Here is a 20,158-nt window from a genome sequence, read left to right as displayed (position 1 = left end):
GGGTCGCTACAGATCTTTTCTGGAAGGTGACACCTAGACGAAGGACTTAGCATGGCCAAAAAAAGTGACGCAACAGATGGTATCAAGCTTGTCATCGTGGAGTCTCCCACGAAGGCAAAGACCATTCGCAAGTTCCTGGGAAGAGATTATGTGGTGGAGTCCTGCATGGGCCACATCCGTGACCTTCCTCAGTCCGCAAAAGACATCCCGGAAAAGGTGAAAAAAGAAAAGTGGGCGCAACTCGGCGTGAACGTCGATAAAAACTTCGAGCCTCTTTACTGCGTTCCCAAGGATAAAACCAAGGTCGTCAAAAACCTGAAAGACAAACTTGAAGAAGCCTCAGAGCTGTACCTCGCGACGGATGAAGACCGCGAAGGGGAATCTATCAGCTGGCATTTGTTGGAAGTTTTAAAACCAAAAGTTCCAACCAAGCGAATGGTGTTCCATGAGATCACCAAAGACGCGATTCAAAAAGCATTGAAAGACACCCGTGAGATCGACTTCAACTTGGTGCGCGCCCAAGAGGCCCGCCGTGTGCTGGATCGTCTGGTGGGTTACACGATTTCTCCGTTGCTTTGGAAAAAAGTAGCTTACGGTCTTTCTGCGGGCCGTGTTCAGTCCGTGGCGGTGCGCCTGATTGTGGAAAGAGAACTTGAGCGCGTGCGCTTTAAAAAGTCCTCTTACTGGGGTGTGCTTGCGGAACTCAGCAAAGACGGTGTCAGCTTTGAATCCCGTCTGCAGCAATACAAAAATCAACGTGTGGCCACCGGTAAGGACTTTGACGGTCTGACCGGTCAACTGACGGCAGGTAAAGACGTTCTGGTTCTGGATGAAAAGACCGCGGGCAAGTTGTCCATGGATCTGAAATCCGGCAACTGGCAGGTGACGGATGTCGAGGAAAAACCGACGTTCCGTAAACCAGCGCCTCCGTTCATCACGTCGACTTTGCAGCAGGAATCCAATAGAAAATTGGGTCTGAGCTCGCGTGAAACGATGCAAGTGGCGCAGAAACTGTACGAGCAGGGTTTCATCACCTATATGCGTACGGATTCCACGTTCCTTTCCAACGAAGCTATCACGGCTTCCCGCGATTGCATCGAAAGCAAGTACGGGAAAGAGTATCTGACTCCGCAGCCGCGCAATTACGCAGCTAAAAAAGTCAAAGGCGCTCAAGAGGCCCACGAAGCGATCCGTCCTGCCGGGAACCAGTTTATGGATCCGGATGAAACAGGTCTGACCGGGACTCAGTTCCGTCTTTATGACCTGATCTGGAAACGTACGATTGCGTCCCAGATGGTCGACGCCCGTCAGAAACAAGTCAGCGCAAAAATCACCGTGGGTGATGCGTTGTTTGGTGCTTCCGGTATGACCATTGAATTCCCGGGTTTCTTGCGAGCTTACGTGGAAGGCAGTGATGATCCAGAAGCGGATCTGGCTGAACGTGAAGTGCGTCTGCCGGCTTTGAAAGTCAAAGACGGTGTGAAATGCGCGAAACTGGATCCGACATCCCACGAAACCAAACCACCGGCTCGTTATACAGAGGCAAGCCTTGTTCAAACGATGGAAAAAGAGGGCATCGGCCGTCCTTCCACGTACGCTTCTGTTATCGGAACTATCATTGACCGTGGTTACGTTCGCAAGAACGGCACGGCGTTGGTGCCGACGTTCACGGCGATGATTGTGTCTAAACTTTTGAGTCAGTATTTGTCCCAGTATGTGGATTTGGGCTTCACTTCCGAAATGGAGCAGAGCCTGGATAATATCGCAGACGGGGAGCTGGATTGGGAAAGTTACCTTGCGTCTGTGTACAAAGGCCCTAAGGGCTTGCGTGCCATGGTCGACAATCAAGGTGATAAGATTGATCCAAACGAAGCCCGTACAATGACTTTGGAAGGCATGGATAAATACAAATTCCACGTCGGCCGTTACGGTGCTTATGTGACCACTCAGCGTGACGGTGAAGACGTCAGTGCTTCGTTGCCGGACAATGAATCTCCGGCGGATATCACGCCCGAGATCGCGGAAAAACTGATCGACCAGAAAATCAACGGGGCGGATTCTTTGGGTAATGACCCGGAAACAGATCTGCCGGTTTACGTTCTGAATGGCCGTTATGGACCGTATGTTCAATTGGGGGATGTGACTCCGGAAGACGACAAGCCGAAGCGTGCGTCGTTGCCTCCGGGTACTCAGCCAGAACAGGTGGATCTGGCGATGGCGCTAAGCCTGCTTTCCTTGCCAAAAACCCTGGGAACTCACCCGGGAACTGGCAAAGAAATCAAAGCGGGCCTGGGTCGTTTTGGACCGTTCGTGGTTCACGATGGCGACTATCGTTCGATTCCAAAAGGTGAAAGCATCTTTAATATCACCTTTGAAAAAGCGATGGAAATGCTGGCTCAGCCGAAAAAGGGACGTGGTCGTGCGGCTCCATTGAAAGAGCTGGGGGCGCATCCGGATTCAGGCGATGCGATTCAGGTCTTCAATGGTCCTTACGGTCCGTACATCAAGTGCGGCAAGGTTAATGCCTCTTTGCCAGAGGGTGCGACGCCAGACACGGTGACCCTGGAGCAGGCCGTTGCTTTGATCAACGAAAAGGGCCCGGCAAAAGGCAAAGGCAAAGGAAAGGCGAAAGCCGCTCCGAAAGCCAAGGCTGCAAAAGCTGATGGTGAAAAGGCGGCTGCTAAAAAGCCGGCTTTGAAGAAAGCTGCCAGCGCCAAAGAGAAAGCCGAAGCTCTCGGTGTCAAAAAAGTAGTCACTCGCAAGGCCAAGAAGTAATTTGTTCACCCCCCTTTTCCGAGGGGGGAATCTCTGATAAATTCGTTCCGCATAGTTACAGATCCCATCACTGGGCATCGAAAGGTGTGTTATGAGCGACAGTCCCCTGAAGGGACAATTGGAGTTAGGAATCAACCGTTCCAAGGAGAAGGATAGAAACTTCCACCTTGGCGGTCGCAGTTTCTATTTCTTCGATTTCGACGACAACATCGCCTTTTTGACGACGCCGCTGATTCTTTTCCACAAAAACGACAAGTCTGAAATTCAGATCTCCAGCGGGGACTTTGCCCAGCATCATCAGACTATCGGCAGCAGCGGTCCTTTTGCAGACTACAATATTGATTATTGCGACATGACCGGCACTTTCCGTAATTTCCGGGACCACCATGTGGATGAATTGGAAAAACTGGAAGGCAAAAAGCAGATTTTCGTGCAGGACGTGGCGGCCGCTCTGGGCTATCCCGACTTCCAGTGGAAGGGGCCTTCCTGGGAATGTTTCTATCACGCGGCCTTCAATCAACGTCCTTTGTCTGTGATCACAGCCCGTGGTCATCACCCGGAAACCCTGAAAGAGGGCATCCGCGTGTTCGTTCAGAAAAAGGTTCTGCCATTGGAGCCCAACTATCTGAGTGTGTATCCAGTGAGTCATAAAGAGACACGTCAGTTGTTAGGTGATTCGGCCTTCAAAGAAGGCACTGCAGAATTAAAACAAAGAGCCATCCGCGCCAGCGTGGAGCAGGCTATTGAGCTGTATGGTTACAACCCGCATCACCGCTTCGGGATGTCGGACGATGATCCCAAGAACATCCAGTTGATTGTTGAGGAAATGACTCGACTAAAGGCGAGATTCCCCGAGATGTCGTTCTTTATGATCGAGACTCAGCATGGCAGTTTCATCAAGCATGAGGTCAAATTGAACGGCCTTCGTGGCGACAAAGTGGAGAATCTCTCCCAGCTTTCCTTCTTCGAAGAAGATCGACGAAAGTCTTAAGAATCCTTTCTACGTCCTAATTTATGACGTGCTTCATAAATTGAATGCTCTCAGCTAATTATTTGATAATCTAATGCAATTAGGACTGCTCCCGTTCGGGGAGCCATGGAAGGATCAGCATGAGTTCATTCTCAAAAGGCGTTAGAGGTTTCATCATTGCCGGATCATTGGCAGTTTCATCTTTGGCATCGGCACAACTGAAAGAGGGCCTTGAGTGCCGTTACCTGACAGTGATTGAACAGGGCTTCCTTGCCAACCACGTGAAGTATTCCAACCGCGACACAGACTTGCAAAATCGTGTGATCGAGCAGTATCTGAAAAGACTGGATCCTTCCAAAATCTATCTGACTCAAGGTGATGTCGATGCGATTCGCAAATCCGCGGGCAACGTGTTTGATAAAACCAAAAACCGTGACTGTTCATTCCTGGATGCAGCTCAAAAAATCGTTCTGGAGCGCGTGAAAGACCGCTCTGAGTTTGCAAAAAAATATCTGGGCAAAGATTTCAAGTTTGAATCCGCAACGGAATTCACGTTCGATCCGGAAAAGAAAACCTGGCCGAAAGATTCCGCAGAAGCCAATGAATACCTGAAAAAATACATTCAGTTCCAGATCGGGAACTACATGGCGACAGACATGAAAATGGATGAAGCCAAAAAGAACGTGATCAAAAACTATGAGCGTGCAGTGAAAAGAACCGCTGACACCACTCAGGATGATCTGTTCTCGGGTTACCTGGATTCCTTTGCTCGTGCGTTGGATCCACACTCCAGCTTCTTCTCTCGTGATGTGCTGGAGGACTTTGAGATTCAAATGCGTTTGTCTTTGGAAGGTATCGGCGCGACACTTTCCTCCCAGGACGGTTTCACAGTTGTTGAACAACTGGTTCCGGGTGGGGCCGCTGCAAAATCCGGCTTGATCGAACCACAGGATAAAATCGTGGCTGTCGGTCAGGAAAAAGGCGCGATGGAAAACGTGATCGACATGGATTTGAAAGACGTCGTCAAAAAAATCCGTGGTAACAAGGGCACGAAAGTGCGCCTGACAATCCTGAGAAAATCCGGTGAAGGCAAAAAACGTTTTGATGTCACATTGACCCGTGAAAAGGTGAACCTTGAGGACGAAGCAGCGTCCATCATCTATCAGGATCGTGAAATCAACGGCCAGAAAAAGAAAATCGGTGTTATCAACTTCCCATCCTTCTATGCGGATTCCCGTCGCGGTGGCAGATCTTCTGCGGCTGACATGAAAAAGCTGATCAAGGAAGCCAACGAAAAGAAAGTTGACGGCCTGGTGCTGGATCTTTCCAACAACGGTGGTGGTTCGCTTGAAGACGCGGTGAAAATCGCGGGTCTGTTCTTCCAGACCGGAAACGTGGTGAAGCAGTCCTCCAAAAATGAAGGCCGTGCGGAATCCGCACTTCGTGACACAGATCCAATGGTGGACTGGGCGGGACCGCTGGTTGTTTTGACCAGCCGTATTTCTGCCTCCGCTTCTGAAATCGTGTCCGGCACTTTGCAGGATTATAAACGTGCCGTAGTCGTGGGTGGTGATCACACTTATGGTAAGGGCTCAGTTCAGTCTGTCCTTCCAATCCCGAACAATCTGGGCGCGATCAAAGTGACTGTGGGTATGTTCTTCGTGCCGGGTGGTAAATCCACTCAGCACCGTGGTGTGGATGCAGATATCGTGTTGCCAGGCCCGTTCAGTGCGGATGACATTGGCGAAAAATACATGGATTACTCTTTGCCGCCAAAAACGATTGAATCCTTCCTGTCACCGGATGCCTACGTGAAAGAAGGCCCGGGCGCTTGGAAAGAAATCAAACCGGAGTGGCTGAAGTCCCTGCGTGAAAGATCCGGCGAGCGTGTTGCTAAGAACGATGAGTTCAAAAAGATCGTGGAAGAGCTGAACAAAGCCAAAGCCCGCGGTAAAGTGATCCGCGTGAGCGAAGTTCTTAAAGACAAGAACGAAAAAGAAAAGAAAGACAAAGCTAAAAAGACCGCTAGCAAGGCCAAGAAAAACGAAGAGTATTTGAAGCGTCCTGATATCATGGAAGCAGAAAATGTTCTTCTGGATCTGATTCAGCTTGAGGACGGGAAATCCCTGGTGCCTCAGCAGAAGCAGGCTAACGCCAAGTAGTGTTCCGATAGATTAGAAAAACGTGTTGTTGTTGTTTTAAGCCCGGAGGCCATAAGCCCCCGGGCTTTTTTATTTTGGGGCGGTGAAAAAGGCGCATCTGACGGCGTGAAAGCTTAAAAATTAAGCAATATTGGGGTGGTTTTACAGGGTTTGGGGGGTTTTTAGGGGTTTAATGGCAGGTGGTTTGCGGGGGCTTGAATGGACGTGACAAAGGGTTGTGTTTTCGCTTAGATAGACGCGAATATGGAGGCCCTTAACATGTCTAAAAAGACCACTGTGAAAGCAGGGGGTAAGGCGGCTGCTGGTAAGACTACCAAGAAGGCTGCAAAACCTGCTGCAAAGTCCACTGTGAAAGCTTCTAAAAAAGCGACTGCTCCTGCAAAAAAGAAGCAGAGCTTTGGTGGATTGTCTGAAGAAATTTTGCTTCGCATGCACAACCTGATGGTTAAGTCCCGCGTGCTTGAAGAACGTCTGATCAAAATTTATAAAGCCGGTGAGGCTTACTTCTGGATTGGTGGACCTGGTGAGGAAGCCTGGGGTGTTGCTTTGGGTATGCTGGCGCGCAAAGGCTCTGGCCCAGAGAACGACTGGTTGCACCTGCACTATCGCTGTACTCCGACGATGGTGGCTTTGGGCATGGACATGATTGATTCCATCCGCTTGATGATGAACCGTGCGACGGATCCATCAACAGGTGGTCGTAACTTCTCCAGCCACTATTGCTTCCCGCAATGGAACGTGGCTCCGGTGACGTCTCCTTTGGAAGTTCAGTATCCGATCGCGTGCGGTACGGCTCACGTGCAAAAGCGTGCGGGTAAAGGTGCGATCTCCATCGTGACTGGTGGTGATGCCGGGACTGCTGAAGGTGACTTTGCATCCTGTTTGATCCTTGCGTCCCGTAAGGGCCAGGAACTTCCGATGCTGATCACTGTGCAGAACAACGGTTACGGTATTTCGACTCCGTACGAAGGTCAGCACGGTGAAACAAACATCGCGGATCGCGCTGCTGCGTTCAACATCCGTTCCCGCGTGATCAACGGCAATGACCCGATTGAAACTTATCTGGCTCTGAAGGAAGAGATGGAATACATCCGTAAAACCGGCAAACCATCCTTCATCGAAGCGAAGGTGACTCGTTTGTACGGTCACTCTTCCGCGGACGGCGCCAATAAAAAACCACACTTGTTTGATCCGGTGCTGACTTTCGAAAAGAACCTGATCGATGCTGGTATTCTTGATGCGAAAGCGGCGAAGAAGATCTGGGAAAATTATGAAGCCGAAGGCGTCAGCGCCCAGGAACAAGCCCGTCAGGAACCGGTACCGACTCCGGAATCTGTTTGGGATCATGTTTACGTTAACAGCGAAAATGCAGATTGGAGAAAATTCTAATGGCAAGTATTGCTCAGGCCATCAGAATGGCCCTTCACTATGGTGAAGCCAACATGGGAGTTAAAGACATCTTCGGTCAGGACGTGGGCGCACCACTGGGGGGCGTTTTCACAGCGACTCAAGGTTTGGAAACGGCGTGGAACTCGACTCTGGATGAGCGTGGGATCATCAGCATGGCGATGGGTATCGCGATGGGTGGTGACCGCTGCGTGGCTGAAATCCAGTTTGCGGATTATATCTTTAACACCATCGATCTTTTGAAAATTGCCGGCAACACTTTGTGGTGCACGAACGGTCAGATTCAACTGCCGATGGTGGTGATGACTCCGGTGGGTGCGGGGATCTTTGGTTCCGTTTACCACTCTCATTCCTTCGACGCCTGGGCATCCCGCCTGCAAGGCTGGAAGATCGTAATGCCGTCCAATCCGTTGGATGCTTACGGCTTGATGCTTTCTGCGATCGAGGATCCAAATCCGGTTCTTTATTTGAAATCCAAGGCGTTGATGCGCCATAAAGGTGATGAGCTGATCCCGGGTGAACCTGCGGATGAAAAAGAGCTTAAAGCCATGATCGACAAACCAGTTCAGAATTCTGAAGGCTGGAAGCCGCGCTGGCCGGAACTTGAAAAATACATGGTTCCAATCGGCAAGGGCAAGATCACTCACGCGGGTGAACACATCACGGTTGTCACTTACAGCCGCATGGTGCACCTGTGTGACGAAGTGGCGGTGAAACTGGCAGAAGAAGGCATCTCAGTTGAGGTGATCGATCTGCGCTCGATCTATCCATACGACTGGCCGATGATCAAAGCATCCATCGAAAAAACCGGTCGCGTGCTGTTCGTGAACGAGGACACGGAAGTGACTAACTTCGGCGAACATTTGGCTTACCGTGCGACTCAAGAGTGCTTCTATCAACTGATGGCGCGTCCGCGTGTTCTGGCTGGTAAAAACCTGCCGGGCATCGGTCTGCACCCGAACCTTGAAAAGAACTCTGTGCCACAGATCCATGACATTGAACTTGCGATTCGTGAAGTCGTAGCGGAAGTGCCGTAAATGAAAAAAGAAATGTCCCACAGGAAAAAAGTCCGCCGTCGTGTGAATAAAAAAAGCACGGCTTTGGTATTCGATAAATACGAACTGTACCGCAAGGCGGTTCAGTCGGCGGAAAACGATGTGGTCTTTATCTGGAACACGTTCCGCGAGCTGAAAGGCAAGCAGCCCCGTGTATTCCGTGAAGACTTCTGCGGGACATTTGCTCTTTCCACTGAGTGGATCAAGCTGCATCCTCGTCATGAGGCGGTGGGTGTGGATCTGGATCCGGAACCAATGGCCTACGGCAAAGCCAACTATCTGACGAAGCTAAAGCCGGAACAGCAAAAGCGCATGAAGCTGGTTGAAGGCAACGTGCTGGATCCGAATCTGGCCAAAGCCGACATCGTGGCCGCGATGAATTTCTCGTACTTCTGCTTTAAAAAACGTGAGGTTTTGAAAAAGTACTTCGCCAATGTGCTGAAGACTTTGAACAAAGACGGCATGTTCCTGGTGGATATCTTCGGTGGCAGTCAGTGCTACGAAGCCATTGAAGACGCGATCAAACACGAAGGCTTCACTTACTACTGGGATCAGACGAACTTTGATCCTGTGACCAATGAGGCTCTGTTCCACATCCACTTTAAAGTGGGTGGGAAGAAGATCGAACAGGTCTTCACCTATGACTGGCGTATGTGGTCCATCTCTGAGGTCCGCGACATCATGGAAGAAGTGGGTTTTAAAAAGACCCACGTGTACTGGGAAGGTACGGCTCCGGATGGTTCCGGAGACGGCAACTTCACCCGTGTAGATCACGGCGAAGCTTGTCAGTCCTGGATTGCCTACGTAGTCGGCGAAAAATAGGCGGTCGGTGAAAAAGGCCCATCTGACTGCGTTGTCGGCGGGCCTTCTCGCTTCGACGTGCTTGGAGCACGCCTGCGCTGCGAGGGCCCACCTCCGCCTTGCATCTGAGCCTTTTTGACCAACCTTGGTTGGGTGGGTCGCGGTGGGGATTTTCTGGTTTTCTTAAATGTTTTTCTTTGGTCTGCCTCTTGCTCCTTTAGGGGCTGATGATATTCAAATCCAAATTAGCCTTATTTAAGCCTCGCAAGGGACACTGGGTGTCGCTTGCTGTCTATTTATTGGTCACTATGGTGGCTGGGCAGGGGTTTGCTAAAAATACGCTGAAAGACTTTACCAGCGATGGCTGCAGCATGAGTCCGGACGGGTTTGCCTGGTCGGTGAATGCCTATTTGGACTGCTGTGTGGCGCATGACGTGGCTTACTGGAGCAGATTTACGATTCAATCTTTTTAGGAAACAAAAAATAACAGGAGACGTCCATGAGAAAATACATCGCTTTACTTGCCGGATTGATGTTGTCAGCCTTTGCCGAAGCCAAGGTGCTTGTGGTGTCTGATATTGATGACACGTTGAAGGTGTCCCACGTGCTATCCAAGAAGGGTGCGGCAACCTCTTTTGCCGATGATGACAGTCGTTTCGTGGGTATGTCTGAAATCTTACAGATGTTAAATCTGCAGCATGAAGACATTGAATTCCATTATGTGTCTTTGGCGCCAAAGCTTCTGATGAACGAGCAGCACACGGATTTCCTAGAGGAAAACGGCTTCCCGATCACGAAACTGCACATGAACTCGGGCATCAAACAGGATCCTGAGCTGAAGCAAAAAGTCATCCGCAAGGTGCTTGCTGAAACCAACCCGGAAGTGGTGATCTATTTCGGCGACAACGGTCAGTTCGATGCGGTTGTTTACGACCAGATGGTGAAAGAATTCCCGCACATTCCGGCTGTCAGCTATATCCGCGAAGCTTATTCCAGACTGGATCGTTCCAAGTTCCCAACGATGGAAGGTCAGATTGGCTTTGTCACCAGCGTGGAAGTGGCGATTGATTTGATTTCCAAAGGTCTTTTGATGAAGAAGGCTTATGGCCCGATTGAGCAGATCGTTTACAAGCGCATAAAGAAAGACGACAAGGATGAAAAATTCGGTCCCATGGTCTTCCCATGGTGGCAGGACTGCCGCGACTTCAAATGGCAATGGGACGTAAGGAACCCTTCTGTAAAGCTTCAGAAGATTCAGTCTGTGATTGCTGAAAGATGTGCGCAATAATTTGATTCAAAACTAAAAAGTGTCCGCTGCCGGATCTTGATGGCATTGGAGGAGGTGGAGGTTGTGGTCTGTAGCCGCCGCCGCCATCGCCGCTGAATACTGGCGGCTGACTGATCGGGGAGGATGCTGGTTTCAGCGCCATACCTTTCAAAATACAAAAGTCTTTTTGAGAGTCCAAGTTCACTCGAGCGATATCGCAGGAGTTTGCCATAACGCCACAGAAGGCATGGGTCTCTTTGTCACCCATTGGCTTCTTCATAAACTTGGCATTTATGTCGGCCAGACAACGAGTCAGGCCTTGGTCTTTGTCACCTTTGGCAATGAACTCTTTGGACTTTTCCTTCTTTTCACCTGAGACAGTATAGTCTGACTCAAGTGCCTGTCTTAGTTTTTCTTTAAACAGAGCACGTTTCTCGTCTAGGCTGCGATTTTCAAACATACCTTCAAACAAGTAGTTCATGTTTTCAAGTGCTGGCGTGCTGGAAGTCCAACCAGTTTTAAAGCCCAGCCTTTCAGCTGCGTCGGCCATTTGCTTTTCCGATGGTCTTGCATCTCGATTCAGCAATTGATTGAAGTAAGTCCAGTCGACATGACTCATGTCTTTGTATTCTCTTGAACGACCCACTTTTTTAGTGTCTTTGCCGAGGTATTCTACACAGAAGCCATACGTTTGAATGCGACGGATGACCTCTTTTTGGAAGTTCTCTTTATCAACGTCAGAGCGGACAGTATTGTAGCCGTATTCTTTTTGCACGTTTAGTGCAATCATTGCCAACCATTTATCAGAAACATCAACGGGAGTGCCCTTGTCGGCATAGTACTTCTGAATGCCGCAAGTGATGCACTCGAGGCCAGCATTCTTCATCTGATTGTTTGTCCGGCAATCAAACTCATCGTAGCCCGCGAAGGACGGGCTGGCGGTGAAAACAATAGCTGTGGCTAATAGAGCCTTTGAGAACTGTTTCATCCTGTCTTCCTCTCGATAAGATAAACCAGTTCTCTTTATCGGCTAGAAATCGGATTTCTTGAACAATGGACGAAGGTCCAGGCCGATCTCAGTCAGCTTGGGTTCGGGGAACTGGGGCCCGCGGTGGATCACACACAGAACTGTGGAAATCTCAGCTCCGATAGAGCGTAAATCCGCCGTGGAAAGCACCACCTGACCGCCAGTGGTGACGACATCCTCAATCACACAGACCTTCTTGCCTTTGATCTCAAGGCCTTCGGCAAACTTGCAGGTACCGTATTCTTTGGCCTCTTTACGAACGAACACACAAGGGATCCCGGTTTCCAGGGACAGGGCCGTGGCGATAGGGATGCCGCCCATTTCAAGGCCCGCCAGAACTTCGGTGCCTGCAGGAATTAATGGAACCATTTGTTTGGCGATTTCACGCAGCAACGTCGGTTGTGCCTCAAAACGATACTTGTCGAAGTATTCGTTCGAGATCTGGCCTGAGCGCAATTTGAATTCACCCGTCAGGTGAGCAATGTCGTAAATATTCTTGGCAAGTTCTTGTCTGGTCATGGCGATAGCTCCTTCGCTTTTCAAAGCTAGGGCTATCTTTGACTTTCTTCAAGCCAGTTCTTGAATGCGGGATTGATTCCCAGGACGGGGAGAGTCATGACACACGGGACTTCATAAGGATGAAGCTCTTCGACCCTTTTTGTGATTCTGCTCTGTGCATCAGGGGTGTTCAAAGCCTTCAGAATCAGGATATGCTCGGAGCTTGTCTCTAATTTTCCCTCCCACCAGTACATCGATTCCATGCCCGGAATGATGTTGGCGCAACCGACAAGTTTTTCTTCAAGCAGAGTTCTTGCGATACTCTGCGCAGAATTTTTGTCAGGACAGGGGATATAAAACAAAATCACAACCTAGCTCCGGCGCAGTTTCTGTTTGCGCATCTGCCACTGTTCAAGAGCGAACTTGCGCATGTCTTCAACGTTATCCAATTCATCGACGATCTCAACACCCAGCAAGGTTTCAACGGCGTCTTCCAGACTGACCAGACCAGCCACGATACCGTACTCGTCAACAGCCAAAGCCACGTGCTCTTTTTCTTTGATAAAGAAGTCCAGAACCTGGGACACAGTCATGCGTTCCGGGATGCTGGAAATCGGAGTCACGATTTCACCGATTGTCTTGTCGTGCAGATCGTTGGAAAGAGTTTCGTGAATTTTATAGCGATAGGTCATGCCTATGATGTTATCCAGGCTGCCGTCGTAAACCGGGATGCGCGAGAAGCGCAGCGGACGGTACTTGTTAAAGACCTCTTCCACGGTCAGGTCCTTGTCCAAAGCAAAGAACACGGATCGCGGGGTCATGATGTCAGACACATAGATTTTGTCCAGCATCAGCAGATTTTTGATGATGTTGGATTCTTTGCCTTTCAAAGTTCCTTCTTCCACGCCGATTTCGGCAGTCATCAGGATCTCTTCGCGGGTCACTTCCGGGTCTTCAGAGGTCTTTGCAAAGAAACGGCCCAGCCACTCGGACATGATCACCAAGGGATACAATAGCAGGATCATGAACTGGATGGTGTAGGCGGCAAAGGGAACTAGAGCTTTCCAGTGGGCGGCTCCTACAGACTTGGGAATGATCTCAGACAAAATCAGGATCAGGAAGGTCAGGGCAAAAGAGGCAACAGTGACGGCTTCTTGCCCGTAGTGAATCTGGATTTGGTAGGCGATCGCAGCGGAACCAAGAGTGTGGGAAACGGTGTTCAGGGTCAGGATGGCAGAGATGGGGCGGTCGATGTTTTCTTTCAGATGTTCAAGAAGCTTTCCGCTTCTTTTATTCTCTTTGACCAGAACCCCGATGTACGCGGAGGTCGACGTCAAAAGAACAGCTTCCAGCATTGAACATAAAAAAGAGATACCGATGGTACTGATGAATAGGACAATAATGATCGTCATAGAGTGGTGCTTAAATCTGAGAAGTTAAATGTGACGGGCCTAGGCCTGTGGTATTCCATAGAGACTAGAGTGTATCACATCCGGGAAGGGACCTGTCTATAACGCGACTTGCAAGAAGTCCTGATATAATCGAGATAAAACAGGAATTTGTGACTCATCAGGGCCTGAAAGAGGGGTTTTTGACCTTTTGCCGGGTCCTTCTTAGACTTTGGTAAAGCTTAAAAGGAGTACCTAAGATGATGAAGAGTTTGGCGGCAGTGGTGTTGGCGTTCGGAGCCTTTATGCAGGCTCATGCTGAAGTGAAAACTGAAACGGTTGAGTACAAGGATGGCAAGACCACTTTGGAGGGTTTCCTGGCGCAGGACAATTCGGCCAAAGGCCCTCGTCCGGCGATCATCATTGTTCACCAGTGGATGGGACTGGGTGATCATGAAAAAGCTAGCGCTCAGCGTTTGGCGGAAAAAGGTTATGTAGTTCTTGCGGCCGATATCTATGGCAAAGGGGTGCGTCCTGGTTCCCCGGCCGAGGCGGGAAAACTTGCCGGCACTTACAAAGAGGACGTAAAGCTTTTCCGTGCGCGTGAAAAAGCGGCCTTTGATTATCTGAAGAAAAATAAAAACGTCGATGCCAAACAGATCGTGATCATGGGGTATTGTTTTGGCGGGACCGGAGCCCTTGAGGCCGCTCGTGCAGGCTTGCCGGTTGCGGGTGCCGTGAGTATTCATGGGGGCCTTGCCAGCAAAAACCCCAAAGACGTTAAAAATATCAAAACTAAAGTGTTGGTGTTGCACGGGGCGATCGACCCTTACGTACCACCGGCGGAAGTCGACGGCTTCATGAAAGAAATGAACGAAGCCAAAGTTGACTATCAGTTTGTAGCTTATTCTGGAGCAGTTCATGCCTTCACCCAGAAGGACGCCGGCAACGATCCCTCCAAGGGACACGCCTACAATGAGGCGGCTGAGAAGCGCTCCTGGTCTGCTTTGGAGGCCTTCTTGAACGAGGTCGCGCCCGTTGCAAAATAATGCGAACTGAGCTGTCCAGAGTTTGAACAATCGTGAAAATATGGAAAGGGTGGTGACGGGGATTGGCCCTTCACCACCCTTCGTGCTAAAGACTTCGCTTTGAATACAAAAGGAGTCTTCATATGAAAACAATCTTGCTGGCGGCCCTGCTTTCTCTTTCTTTCGCGGCGCCAACCTTTGCCAATATCTCTGACAATTCCCAGGACGTGGTTTCTGCTAAAAAAGGAAAAGGCAAATCCGAGCCGGCTCCGAAGGAAGACGACGGTGGTCGTGGTGAAGAAAAAGACCCTCGTGAAGAGACCTATGAAGGCAACGACCGCAACAGCGGTGGCGCTTTTGATGGTGGCGGTTATGGCAACGGTGGATTCGATGGCGGCGGCTATGGCGGTGGTGACGGCGGCGGCATGATCGGTGAAATCTTCTCTGTTCCAGGCAAAGGCAAAACTTATCCTGTGACGTCCAACACCACAGTTGAAGACCGTGGCGATGTTCTGGTTTACACAACCCGCACTCAGGAAGACATCAGCTATGATGAAACCTGCACAACTGTATCTGTTCTGGTTGTGGCTAAATCCACTGGTAAAGTGATTTCTTCTGACAGCAACGAGTATTGCAATCGCTGGCCGATGTAATTTCTGAAACCGCTTTCTATATAAAGCAAAAGAGCTGACCATGACAGTCAGCTCTTTTTTTTGGTCTTAAATTCCTCGCAGGAATTATTTTTTGTCGGTTACTTCGTCGACTTTGTCTTTCACATAGTCGGCACCTTCTTCAACGCGGTTCTGGCCTTTTTTTGCAAGGCACTTTACATCGCCTTCCATGCACACAGCTTCTTCCGCACGGTTCATGGCTTTCTTCGCGCCACGTTTCACGTCATTGGCGGTGGATTTCGCTTTCTCAGAAACAGTTTCTTCCGCGTGAGATACAGACATAAAACCAAACAAAGCCAATACCACGATAATGTGTTTCATTTCGGATTCCTTTCGTGAATCAAGTGTTGCTGCTGTTAAAAGCAACCCAAGTGCCACGATGAGGCCGGGTTTAATTTGAATTGAAGGGGGCAGGAAGGGCGCATGGGACAAAAATCCCCGTGTTGGCGGGGATTCATGGGACAGGTTTAACTGGCTTCTGATGTCTTTGCGCGCTTGCTTTGGCGCTCTTCCACATAGTCCATCACCAGTAAGGCCACGGCATTTTCCAGGGCTCCGGATTGTTTGGCGGCCACAGGCTTTTCAGCAAAACCCAAAGCTTTCAACCATGTTTTCTTGTTCAGGCTGTAGATCAGAACACCCACAGAAATCACGGTCATTACCAGGTACACAATCATGCCTCCCGTGATCTGGAATTCCTCGCCCTTGTCGAGCTGGCCGGCAAGGCTTGTGATCAATAGAGAGACGCCCACACAGCTTAAAGCCAGAGAGCCGATGGTGGACACCAGCACGAATGTCAGCGCGCGCAGATGCAGCACCAGTTGTTGGGTGAAGGCAATGCCCGGTTCTTTGAACAGGCTTTTCGCGTTACCGATAAAGAATGAAATGATGGGCAGAAGAAAGTTCATCTAGTCATCCTTTCTTTTGTACAGCATGCGCGCGATCACAAAGCCCGCCAGGGCGGCAATGCCGACCGAAGCCCATGGGTTTTCCTTCATGGTTTGGGTCAGGCTGTCTTTCATGTCTTTGATTTGCTCTCGCTGTTCGCCGGGGATTTTGTTCTTAATGGCGTCCGTCTGACTTTTCAGTTCTTCCTGAAGCTGCTTTTTGATTTCGGCAATAAGCTGGTCGCGATCCATGGCTGTCGTCCTCGGGGCTGAAAGATGAATTTACGAATCTCTTTTCGGCACAACCGGCGGCGATGTTTAGTTTTTCTGGATATAAGTCGGGGCAGGGAAATAAAAAAAAAGCCCGGTGTTTCCACCGGGCTTTGAAGTTTGAAGATCAAACTTAGCGGGGACGCAGTCCAGTGCTTCGCACCTTCTGCGCATCCGCGCGAAATTACTTCTGCTCAGCTGCGCGCTTAGCTTGGTATTTCTTCGCAAGCTCTTCCTGGATGTTACGAGGTACTGGAGCGTACTTCGCGAATTCCATGGAGAACTCACCTTTACCTTTGGTTGCAGAACGAAGGTCTGTAGAGTAACCGAACATTTCTGTCAGTGGCACTTCAGCTTCGATCACGCAGTTACCTTCGAATGCAGTAGTTGCAACGATGGAACCACGGCGTTGGTTGATTTGACCAACAGCGGAACCTTGGTATTCGTCTGGAACTGTCGTCTCAAGCTTCATGATCGGCTCAAGAACAGTTGGTTTTGCCGCAGAGTACACTTCACGAAGAGCCGCCATACCAGCGATTTTGAACGCCATGTATGAGGAGTCGACATCGTGGTACGCGCCGTCTTCCAGAACAACTTCAACACCAACGATCGGGAAGCCAATCAGAGGACCTTTAACAGTCTGCTCTTTGAAGCCCTCTTCAACCGCAGGGATGAATTCTTTAGGGATACGACCACCGACAACTTTGTTTTCGAACTTGAATACAGAGCCGTCTTCTTGTGGAGGCAATGGAACGATCTTACCAACGATTTTCGCGTACTGACCGGAACCACCAGTTTGTTTTTTGTGAGTGTAGTCGTACGGAGCTTCAACGGAGATAGTCTCACGGTAAGCAACCTGAGGTTGACCCACGATAACTTCACAGTTGAATTCACGTTTCATACGCTCAACGTAGATTTCCAAGTGCAATTCACCCATACCGGAGATGATAGTCTCGTTGGATTCCTCGTCACGGTGTACGCGGAATGTAGGGTCTTCCTTACGGAATTTTTGAAGTGCTTTGGAGAAGTTGTTCGCCGCAGTTTTATCTTTAGGCGCAACAGCCAAGCTGATAACAGAATCTGGAACGTGCATGGATTGCATGGACGCCTGGATTTTGTCGTCACAGAAAGTATCACCGGACGCGCAGTCGATACCGAACAATGCCACGATGTCACCAGCGTAAGCAGTGTCGATGTCTTCCATCTTGTCAGAGTGCATACGAACCAAACGAGGAATCTTAACAGATTTCTTGTTCACTTGGTTGATGATGAAGTCGCCTTTGCCCATCTTACCTTGGTAGATACGCATGTAAGTCAACTGACCGAATGGAGTTTCCTGAAGTTTGAACGCCAGGGAAACCAATGGTTTTGTTGAATCTGGGAACAGGTCGAACTTCTCTTCGTTCTTAGTGATATCAAGAGCTTGCTCTTTTTTCTCAGCTGGAGAAGGAAGATAGTAAGTAACCGCGTCCATAAGACGCTGAACACCTTTATTTTTGAACGCGGAACCGCAAAGAACCGGAACCAACTTCAAGGCGATAGTGCCTTTACGGATAGCTGCGCGGATTTCTTCTGTTGTTGGCTCTTCTTCCATCAAGAATTTCTCTTCGATAGCAGAGTCAACGTCAGCCAGTTTGCCGATCATGATCTGACGGTATTTTTTTGCAGTTTCAACAAGGTCCGCTGGGATTTCTTCTACAAGAACGTTCTCACCGGATTCACCTTGGTTGATGTAAGCTTTCATGTCAGTCAGGTCAACGTGACCTCTGTGCTGATCTTCCAGACCGATTGGGATCTGGATCATAACTGCGTTCAAACGCAATTTTTCGATCAAAGCATCAGTAACACGGTATGGGTTGGCACCTTGACGGTCCAATTTGTTCACGAAGGCCAAACGAGGAACGTTGTAACGTTTCATCTGACGGTCAACAGTGATGGACTGAGACTGAACGCCGGCAACACCGCAAAGCAACAGGATCGCACCGTCTAGAACGCGAAGAGAACGTTCAACTTCAACTGTGAAGTCCACGTGCCCCGGTGTATCGATCAAATTGATTGTATAATCCTTCCACTGAACCTGAGTTGCAGCAGACTGGATGGTGATCCCTTTTTCTCTCTCTAGATCCATGGAGTCCATTGTCGCACCAACGCCGTCTTTTCCACGTACTTCGTGGATGGCGTGGATTCTTCCTCCATAGAACAGAATACGCTCAGAAGTTGTGGTTTTCCCGGAGTCGATGTGCGCCGAGATACCAATGTTTCTGACCATATCAATATTCCACTTTTTGGACATATCTTTACCCTTCGTTTATATGGTTTTAATCGCTGTTATTATTTAATCGCTGTTATTATTAGCAAAAATTAAACAAATTTTATGAAAGTACTCGAATTATCATCAAATACTACTAAGTGCAAAAAAAGATTCTAGGCCAGAATCCCAACGCACCGCATCCTCGAGGCGGTTGGCTAGTCGGGCCCCTCTCAGTAGCGTAGACTGATCGGCACTATGAGCGATCTTCTTCAGCTTTTAAAAGCGAACTTTCCTTTTACTTCCTTCCGGGGCGAGCAAGAGCAAATCCTGCATAAAGTTTGGGCAAACCAAAACCTGCTGGCTTTAATGCCCACGGGAATGGGAAAAAGCCTCTGTTTTCAGTTTCCGGCAAAGACCCGCGACGGCCTGGTGGTCGTTATTTCTCCGCTGATCGCTTTGATGCAGGATCAGGTTTTCAAGGCCCAGGAGCTGGGGATCAGCGCCACGTTCTTAAGTTCCACTTTGAGCCGGGAGGAAAGGGAGTCCCGCCAGAATCGTCTGGCCAAAGGCGACTTCAAACTGATTTATGTGACCCCCGAGCGCTTCCGTAAACCTGAGTTCCTTCAAGCTGTTGAAAAACGCGCGATCCAGCTTTTGGCCGTGGATGAGGCGCACTGTATTTCCCAGTGGGGGCATGACTTCCGCCCGGATTATTCGCGGGTGGGGGAATTCCGCGCCCTTTTGGGGAATCCGCCGACGCTGGCTTTGACCGCCACGGCAACCCCCGAGGTTCAAAAAGACATCCTGAAAAAACTGAACATGGAAGACGCTCTGATTATCTCGGCCGGGATCGAGCGACCGAACCTGGCTTTGAATGTTCACGACATTTACGGGATTGACGAAAAGATCCGCGCCATTGTCGGGCTTCGTCACCAGCAACCGGGCACCGCGATCATTTATTGTTCTTTGATTCAGACGCTGAAAAAAATCTCTTCTTCCCTGAATCGTCTGGGCATGGCGCATCTGGTGTATCACGGCGATCTGCCGCCGCATGATCGCAAGCGTAATCAGAAGGCCTTCCAAAATGAAGAGGCTCCGCTGATGATTGCGACGCCGGCGTTCGGTCTGGGCATCGACAAAAGCAATGTGCGTCTTTTGATTCACGCCGAAACCCCCAATGCGCTGGAATCATATTTTCAGGAAGTGGGTCGCGCGGGCCGGGACGGGGCAGAGTCTTCTTGTCATCTGTTGTATGATCAGGACGATGTCAGCATTCAAATGGAGTTTTTGAAATGGTCCCATCCCGAGCCTGATTTCATCCGCAAGATCTATCAACTGATAGAAGACAAAAGAATGCAGGTGGATCAGGGCGGGTTTGACTTCCTTCGTGAACAAATGAATTTTAGAAATCGCCGGGACTTCAGGTCCGAGGCGGCGGTCAGTATTTTGGAGCGCTGGGGCTGTCTGCAAAAGTCCGACGATCCGTTCCCTTATGCCTGTGTCAATGCGCCGACGGATGAACAGTTCCTGGCTGAAAATGGGGAGGCTATTTTGCGTGCCCAGAACACCAAGCTTTTGCAGATGGTTCAATGGGCCAATCAGGACAGTGAGTGCCGCATGAATCGCATTTATGCTTACTTTGGGCATGAGCACCTGGAGCCTTGTGGAAAGTGCGATGTTTGTGTCGCACGTGGAAAATAG

At 49.7% G+C, this 20,158-nt stretch carries 19 protein-coding genes; 11 read left to right on the top strand and 8 right to left on the bottom strand.

The features are described from left to right. The first annotated feature begins 51 nt into the window (after positions 1-51). The 8 genes from topA to B9G79_RS13715 all read left to right on the top strand — a co-directional run bounded on the left by topA (position 52) and on the right by B9G79_RS13715 (position 10,458). A complete protein-coding gene (gene topA, locus B9G79_RS13750; protein ID WP_088566022.1) occupies positions 52-2,775 on the top strand; it encodes a type I DNA topoisomerase in 2,724 nt (907 codons plus the stop codon). A gap of 91 nt (positions 2,776-2,866) precedes the next feature. After that, positions 2,867-3,766 (top strand): hypothetical protein, encoded by a 900-nt coding sequence (locus B9G79_RS13745; RefSeq protein ID WP_088566021.1) that lies wholly within the window; start codon positions 2,867-2,869, stop codon positions 3,764-3,766. A gap of 119 nt (positions 3,767-3,885) precedes the next feature. Next, entirely contained in the window at positions 3,886-5,907 is a 2,022-nt protein-coding gene (locus B9G79_RS13740; RefSeq protein WP_088566020.1) for a S41 family peptidase, read from the top strand. Positions 5,908-6,165: 258 nt separating this feature from the next. Then, positions 6,166-7,296 carry a thiamine pyrophosphate-dependent dehydrogenase E1 component subunit alpha gene (locus B9G79_RS13735; RefSeq protein ID WP_232468688.1) on the top strand — a complete coding sequence of 377 codons (1,131 nt, stop codon included), beginning with the start codon at positions 6,166-6,168 and terminating at the stop codon, positions 7,294-7,296. Beyond that, positions 7,296-8,351, top strand: coding sequence for an alpha-ketoacid dehydrogenase subunit beta (locus B9G79_RS13730; protein WP_011163511.1), 1,056 nt, complete (start codon positions 7,296-7,298; stop codon positions 8,349-8,351). Before B9G79_RS13735 ends, B9G79_RS13730 begins: the two co-directional genes overlap by 1 nt. Continuing rightward, positions 8,352-9,191, top strand: coding sequence for a class I SAM-dependent methyltransferase (locus B9G79_RS13725; RefSeq protein WP_088566018.1), 840 nt, complete (start codon positions 8,352-8,354; stop codon positions 9,189-9,191). A 257-nt stretch (positions 9,192-9,448) separates the two neighbouring features. Further along, positions 9,449-9,643 (top strand): phospholipase, encoded by a 195-nt coding sequence (locus tag B9G79_RS13720; RefSeq protein WP_232468686.1) that lies wholly within the window; start codon positions 9,449-9,451, stop codon positions 9,641-9,643. Between the two features lie 26 nt (positions 9,644-9,669). Then, on the top strand, positions 9,670-10,458 hold the full coding sequence (locus tag B9G79_RS13715; protein ID WP_088566017.1) for a phosphatase domain-containing protein: 789 nt from the start codon (positions 9,670-9,672) through the stop codon (positions 10,456-10,458). Here the strand turns inward: B9G79_RS13715 and B9G79_RS13710 are convergent. From B9G79_RS13710 to B9G79_RS13695, 4 genes are read right to left on the bottom strand one after another with little or no spacing between them, the layout of a single operon-like run. Then, positions 10,376-11,425: a hypothetical protein gene (locus B9G79_RS13710; RefSeq protein ID WP_088566016.1), complete on the bottom strand. Its 1,050-nt coding sequence runs from the start codon at positions 11,423-11,425 to the stop codon at positions 10,376-10,378. The two genes, B9G79_RS13715 and B9G79_RS13710, sit on opposite strands and share 83 nt — an antisense overlap. Positions 11,426-11,467: 42 nt before the next feature. After that, positions 11,468-11,983 (bottom strand): orotate phosphoribosyltransferase, encoded by a 516-nt coding sequence (pyrE, locus tag B9G79_RS13705; RefSeq protein ID WP_193352326.1) that lies wholly within the window; start codon positions 11,981-11,983, stop codon positions 11,468-11,470. 32 nt (positions 11,984-12,015) lie between these two features. After that, positions 12,016-12,330 carry a divalent-cation tolerance protein CutA gene (cutA, locus tag B9G79_RS13700; protein WP_088566015.1) on the bottom strand — a complete coding sequence of 105 codons (315 nt, stop codon included), beginning with the start codon at positions 12,328-12,330 and terminating at the stop codon, positions 12,016-12,018. 3 nt (positions 12,331-12,333) lie between these two features. Next, positions 12,334-13,374, bottom strand: coding sequence for a CNNM domain-containing protein (locus tag B9G79_RS13695; protein ID WP_088566014.1), 1,041 nt, complete (start codon positions 13,372-13,374; stop codon positions 12,334-12,336). Between the two features lie 236 nt (positions 13,375-13,610). On the opposite strand from B9G79_RS13695, the gene B9G79_RS13690 reads away from it, so the two are divergent. Together B9G79_RS13690 and B9G79_RS13685 are read left to right on the top strand one after the other, a co-directional pair. After that, positions 13,611-14,399 (top strand): dienelactone hydrolase family protein, encoded by a 789-nt coding sequence (locus B9G79_RS13690; RefSeq protein WP_088566013.1) that lies wholly within the window; start codon positions 13,611-13,613, stop codon positions 14,397-14,399. A 122-nt stretch (positions 14,400-14,521) separates the two neighbouring features. Continuing rightward, positions 14,522-15,031 (top strand): hypothetical protein, encoded by a 510-nt coding sequence (locus tag B9G79_RS13685; RefSeq protein ID WP_088566012.1) that lies wholly within the window; start codon positions 14,522-14,524, stop codon positions 15,029-15,031. A gap of 84 nt (positions 15,032-15,115) precedes the next feature. Here the strand turns inward: B9G79_RS13685 and B9G79_RS13680 are convergent, their stop codons facing one another. The 4 genes from B9G79_RS13680 to fusA all read right to left on the bottom strand — a co-directional run bounded on the left by B9G79_RS13680 (position 15,116) and on the right by fusA (position 18,499). After that, entirely contained in the window at positions 15,116-15,370 is a 255-nt protein-coding gene (locus B9G79_RS13680; RefSeq protein WP_088566011.1) for a hypothetical protein, read from the bottom strand. A 146-nt stretch (positions 15,371-15,516) separates the two neighbouring features. Further along, positions 15,517-15,957, bottom strand: a complete 441-nt coding sequence (locus B9G79_RS13675; protein WP_088566010.1) for a hypothetical protein — start codon at positions 15,955-15,957, stop codon at positions 15,517-15,519. Next, the gene (locus B9G79_RS13670) at positions 15,958-16,188 is read right to left on the bottom strand and encodes a hypothetical protein (protein ID WP_088566009.1); all 231 of its coding nucleotides are present in this window, start codon (positions 16,186-16,188) and stop codon (positions 15,958-15,960) included. 202 nt (positions 16,189-16,390) lie between these two features. Then, entirely contained in the window at positions 16,391-18,499 is a 2,109-nt protein-coding gene (fusA, locus tag B9G79_RS13665; RefSeq protein WP_088566008.1) for an elongation factor G, read from the bottom strand. Positions 18,500-18,712: 213 nt separating this feature from the next. Between fusA and B9G79_RS13660 the strand changes: the two genes are divergently transcribed. Then, on the top strand, positions 18,713-20,158 hold the full coding sequence (locus B9G79_RS13660) for a RecQ family ATP-dependent DNA helicase (protein WP_088566007.1): 1,446 nt from the start codon (positions 18,713-18,715) through the stop codon (positions 20,156-20,158).

It is taken from the genome of Bdellovibrio bacteriovorus (assembly GCF_002208115.1).
In the GTDB taxonomy this organism is placed as follows: domain Bacteria; phylum Bdellovibrionota; class Bdellovibrionia; order Bdellovibrionales; family Bdellovibrionaceae; genus Bdellovibrio; species Bdellovibrio bacteriovorus_C.
Note: the sequence above shows the minus strand (reverse complement) of the source record. Positions and strands in the feature narration are given on the sequence as shown.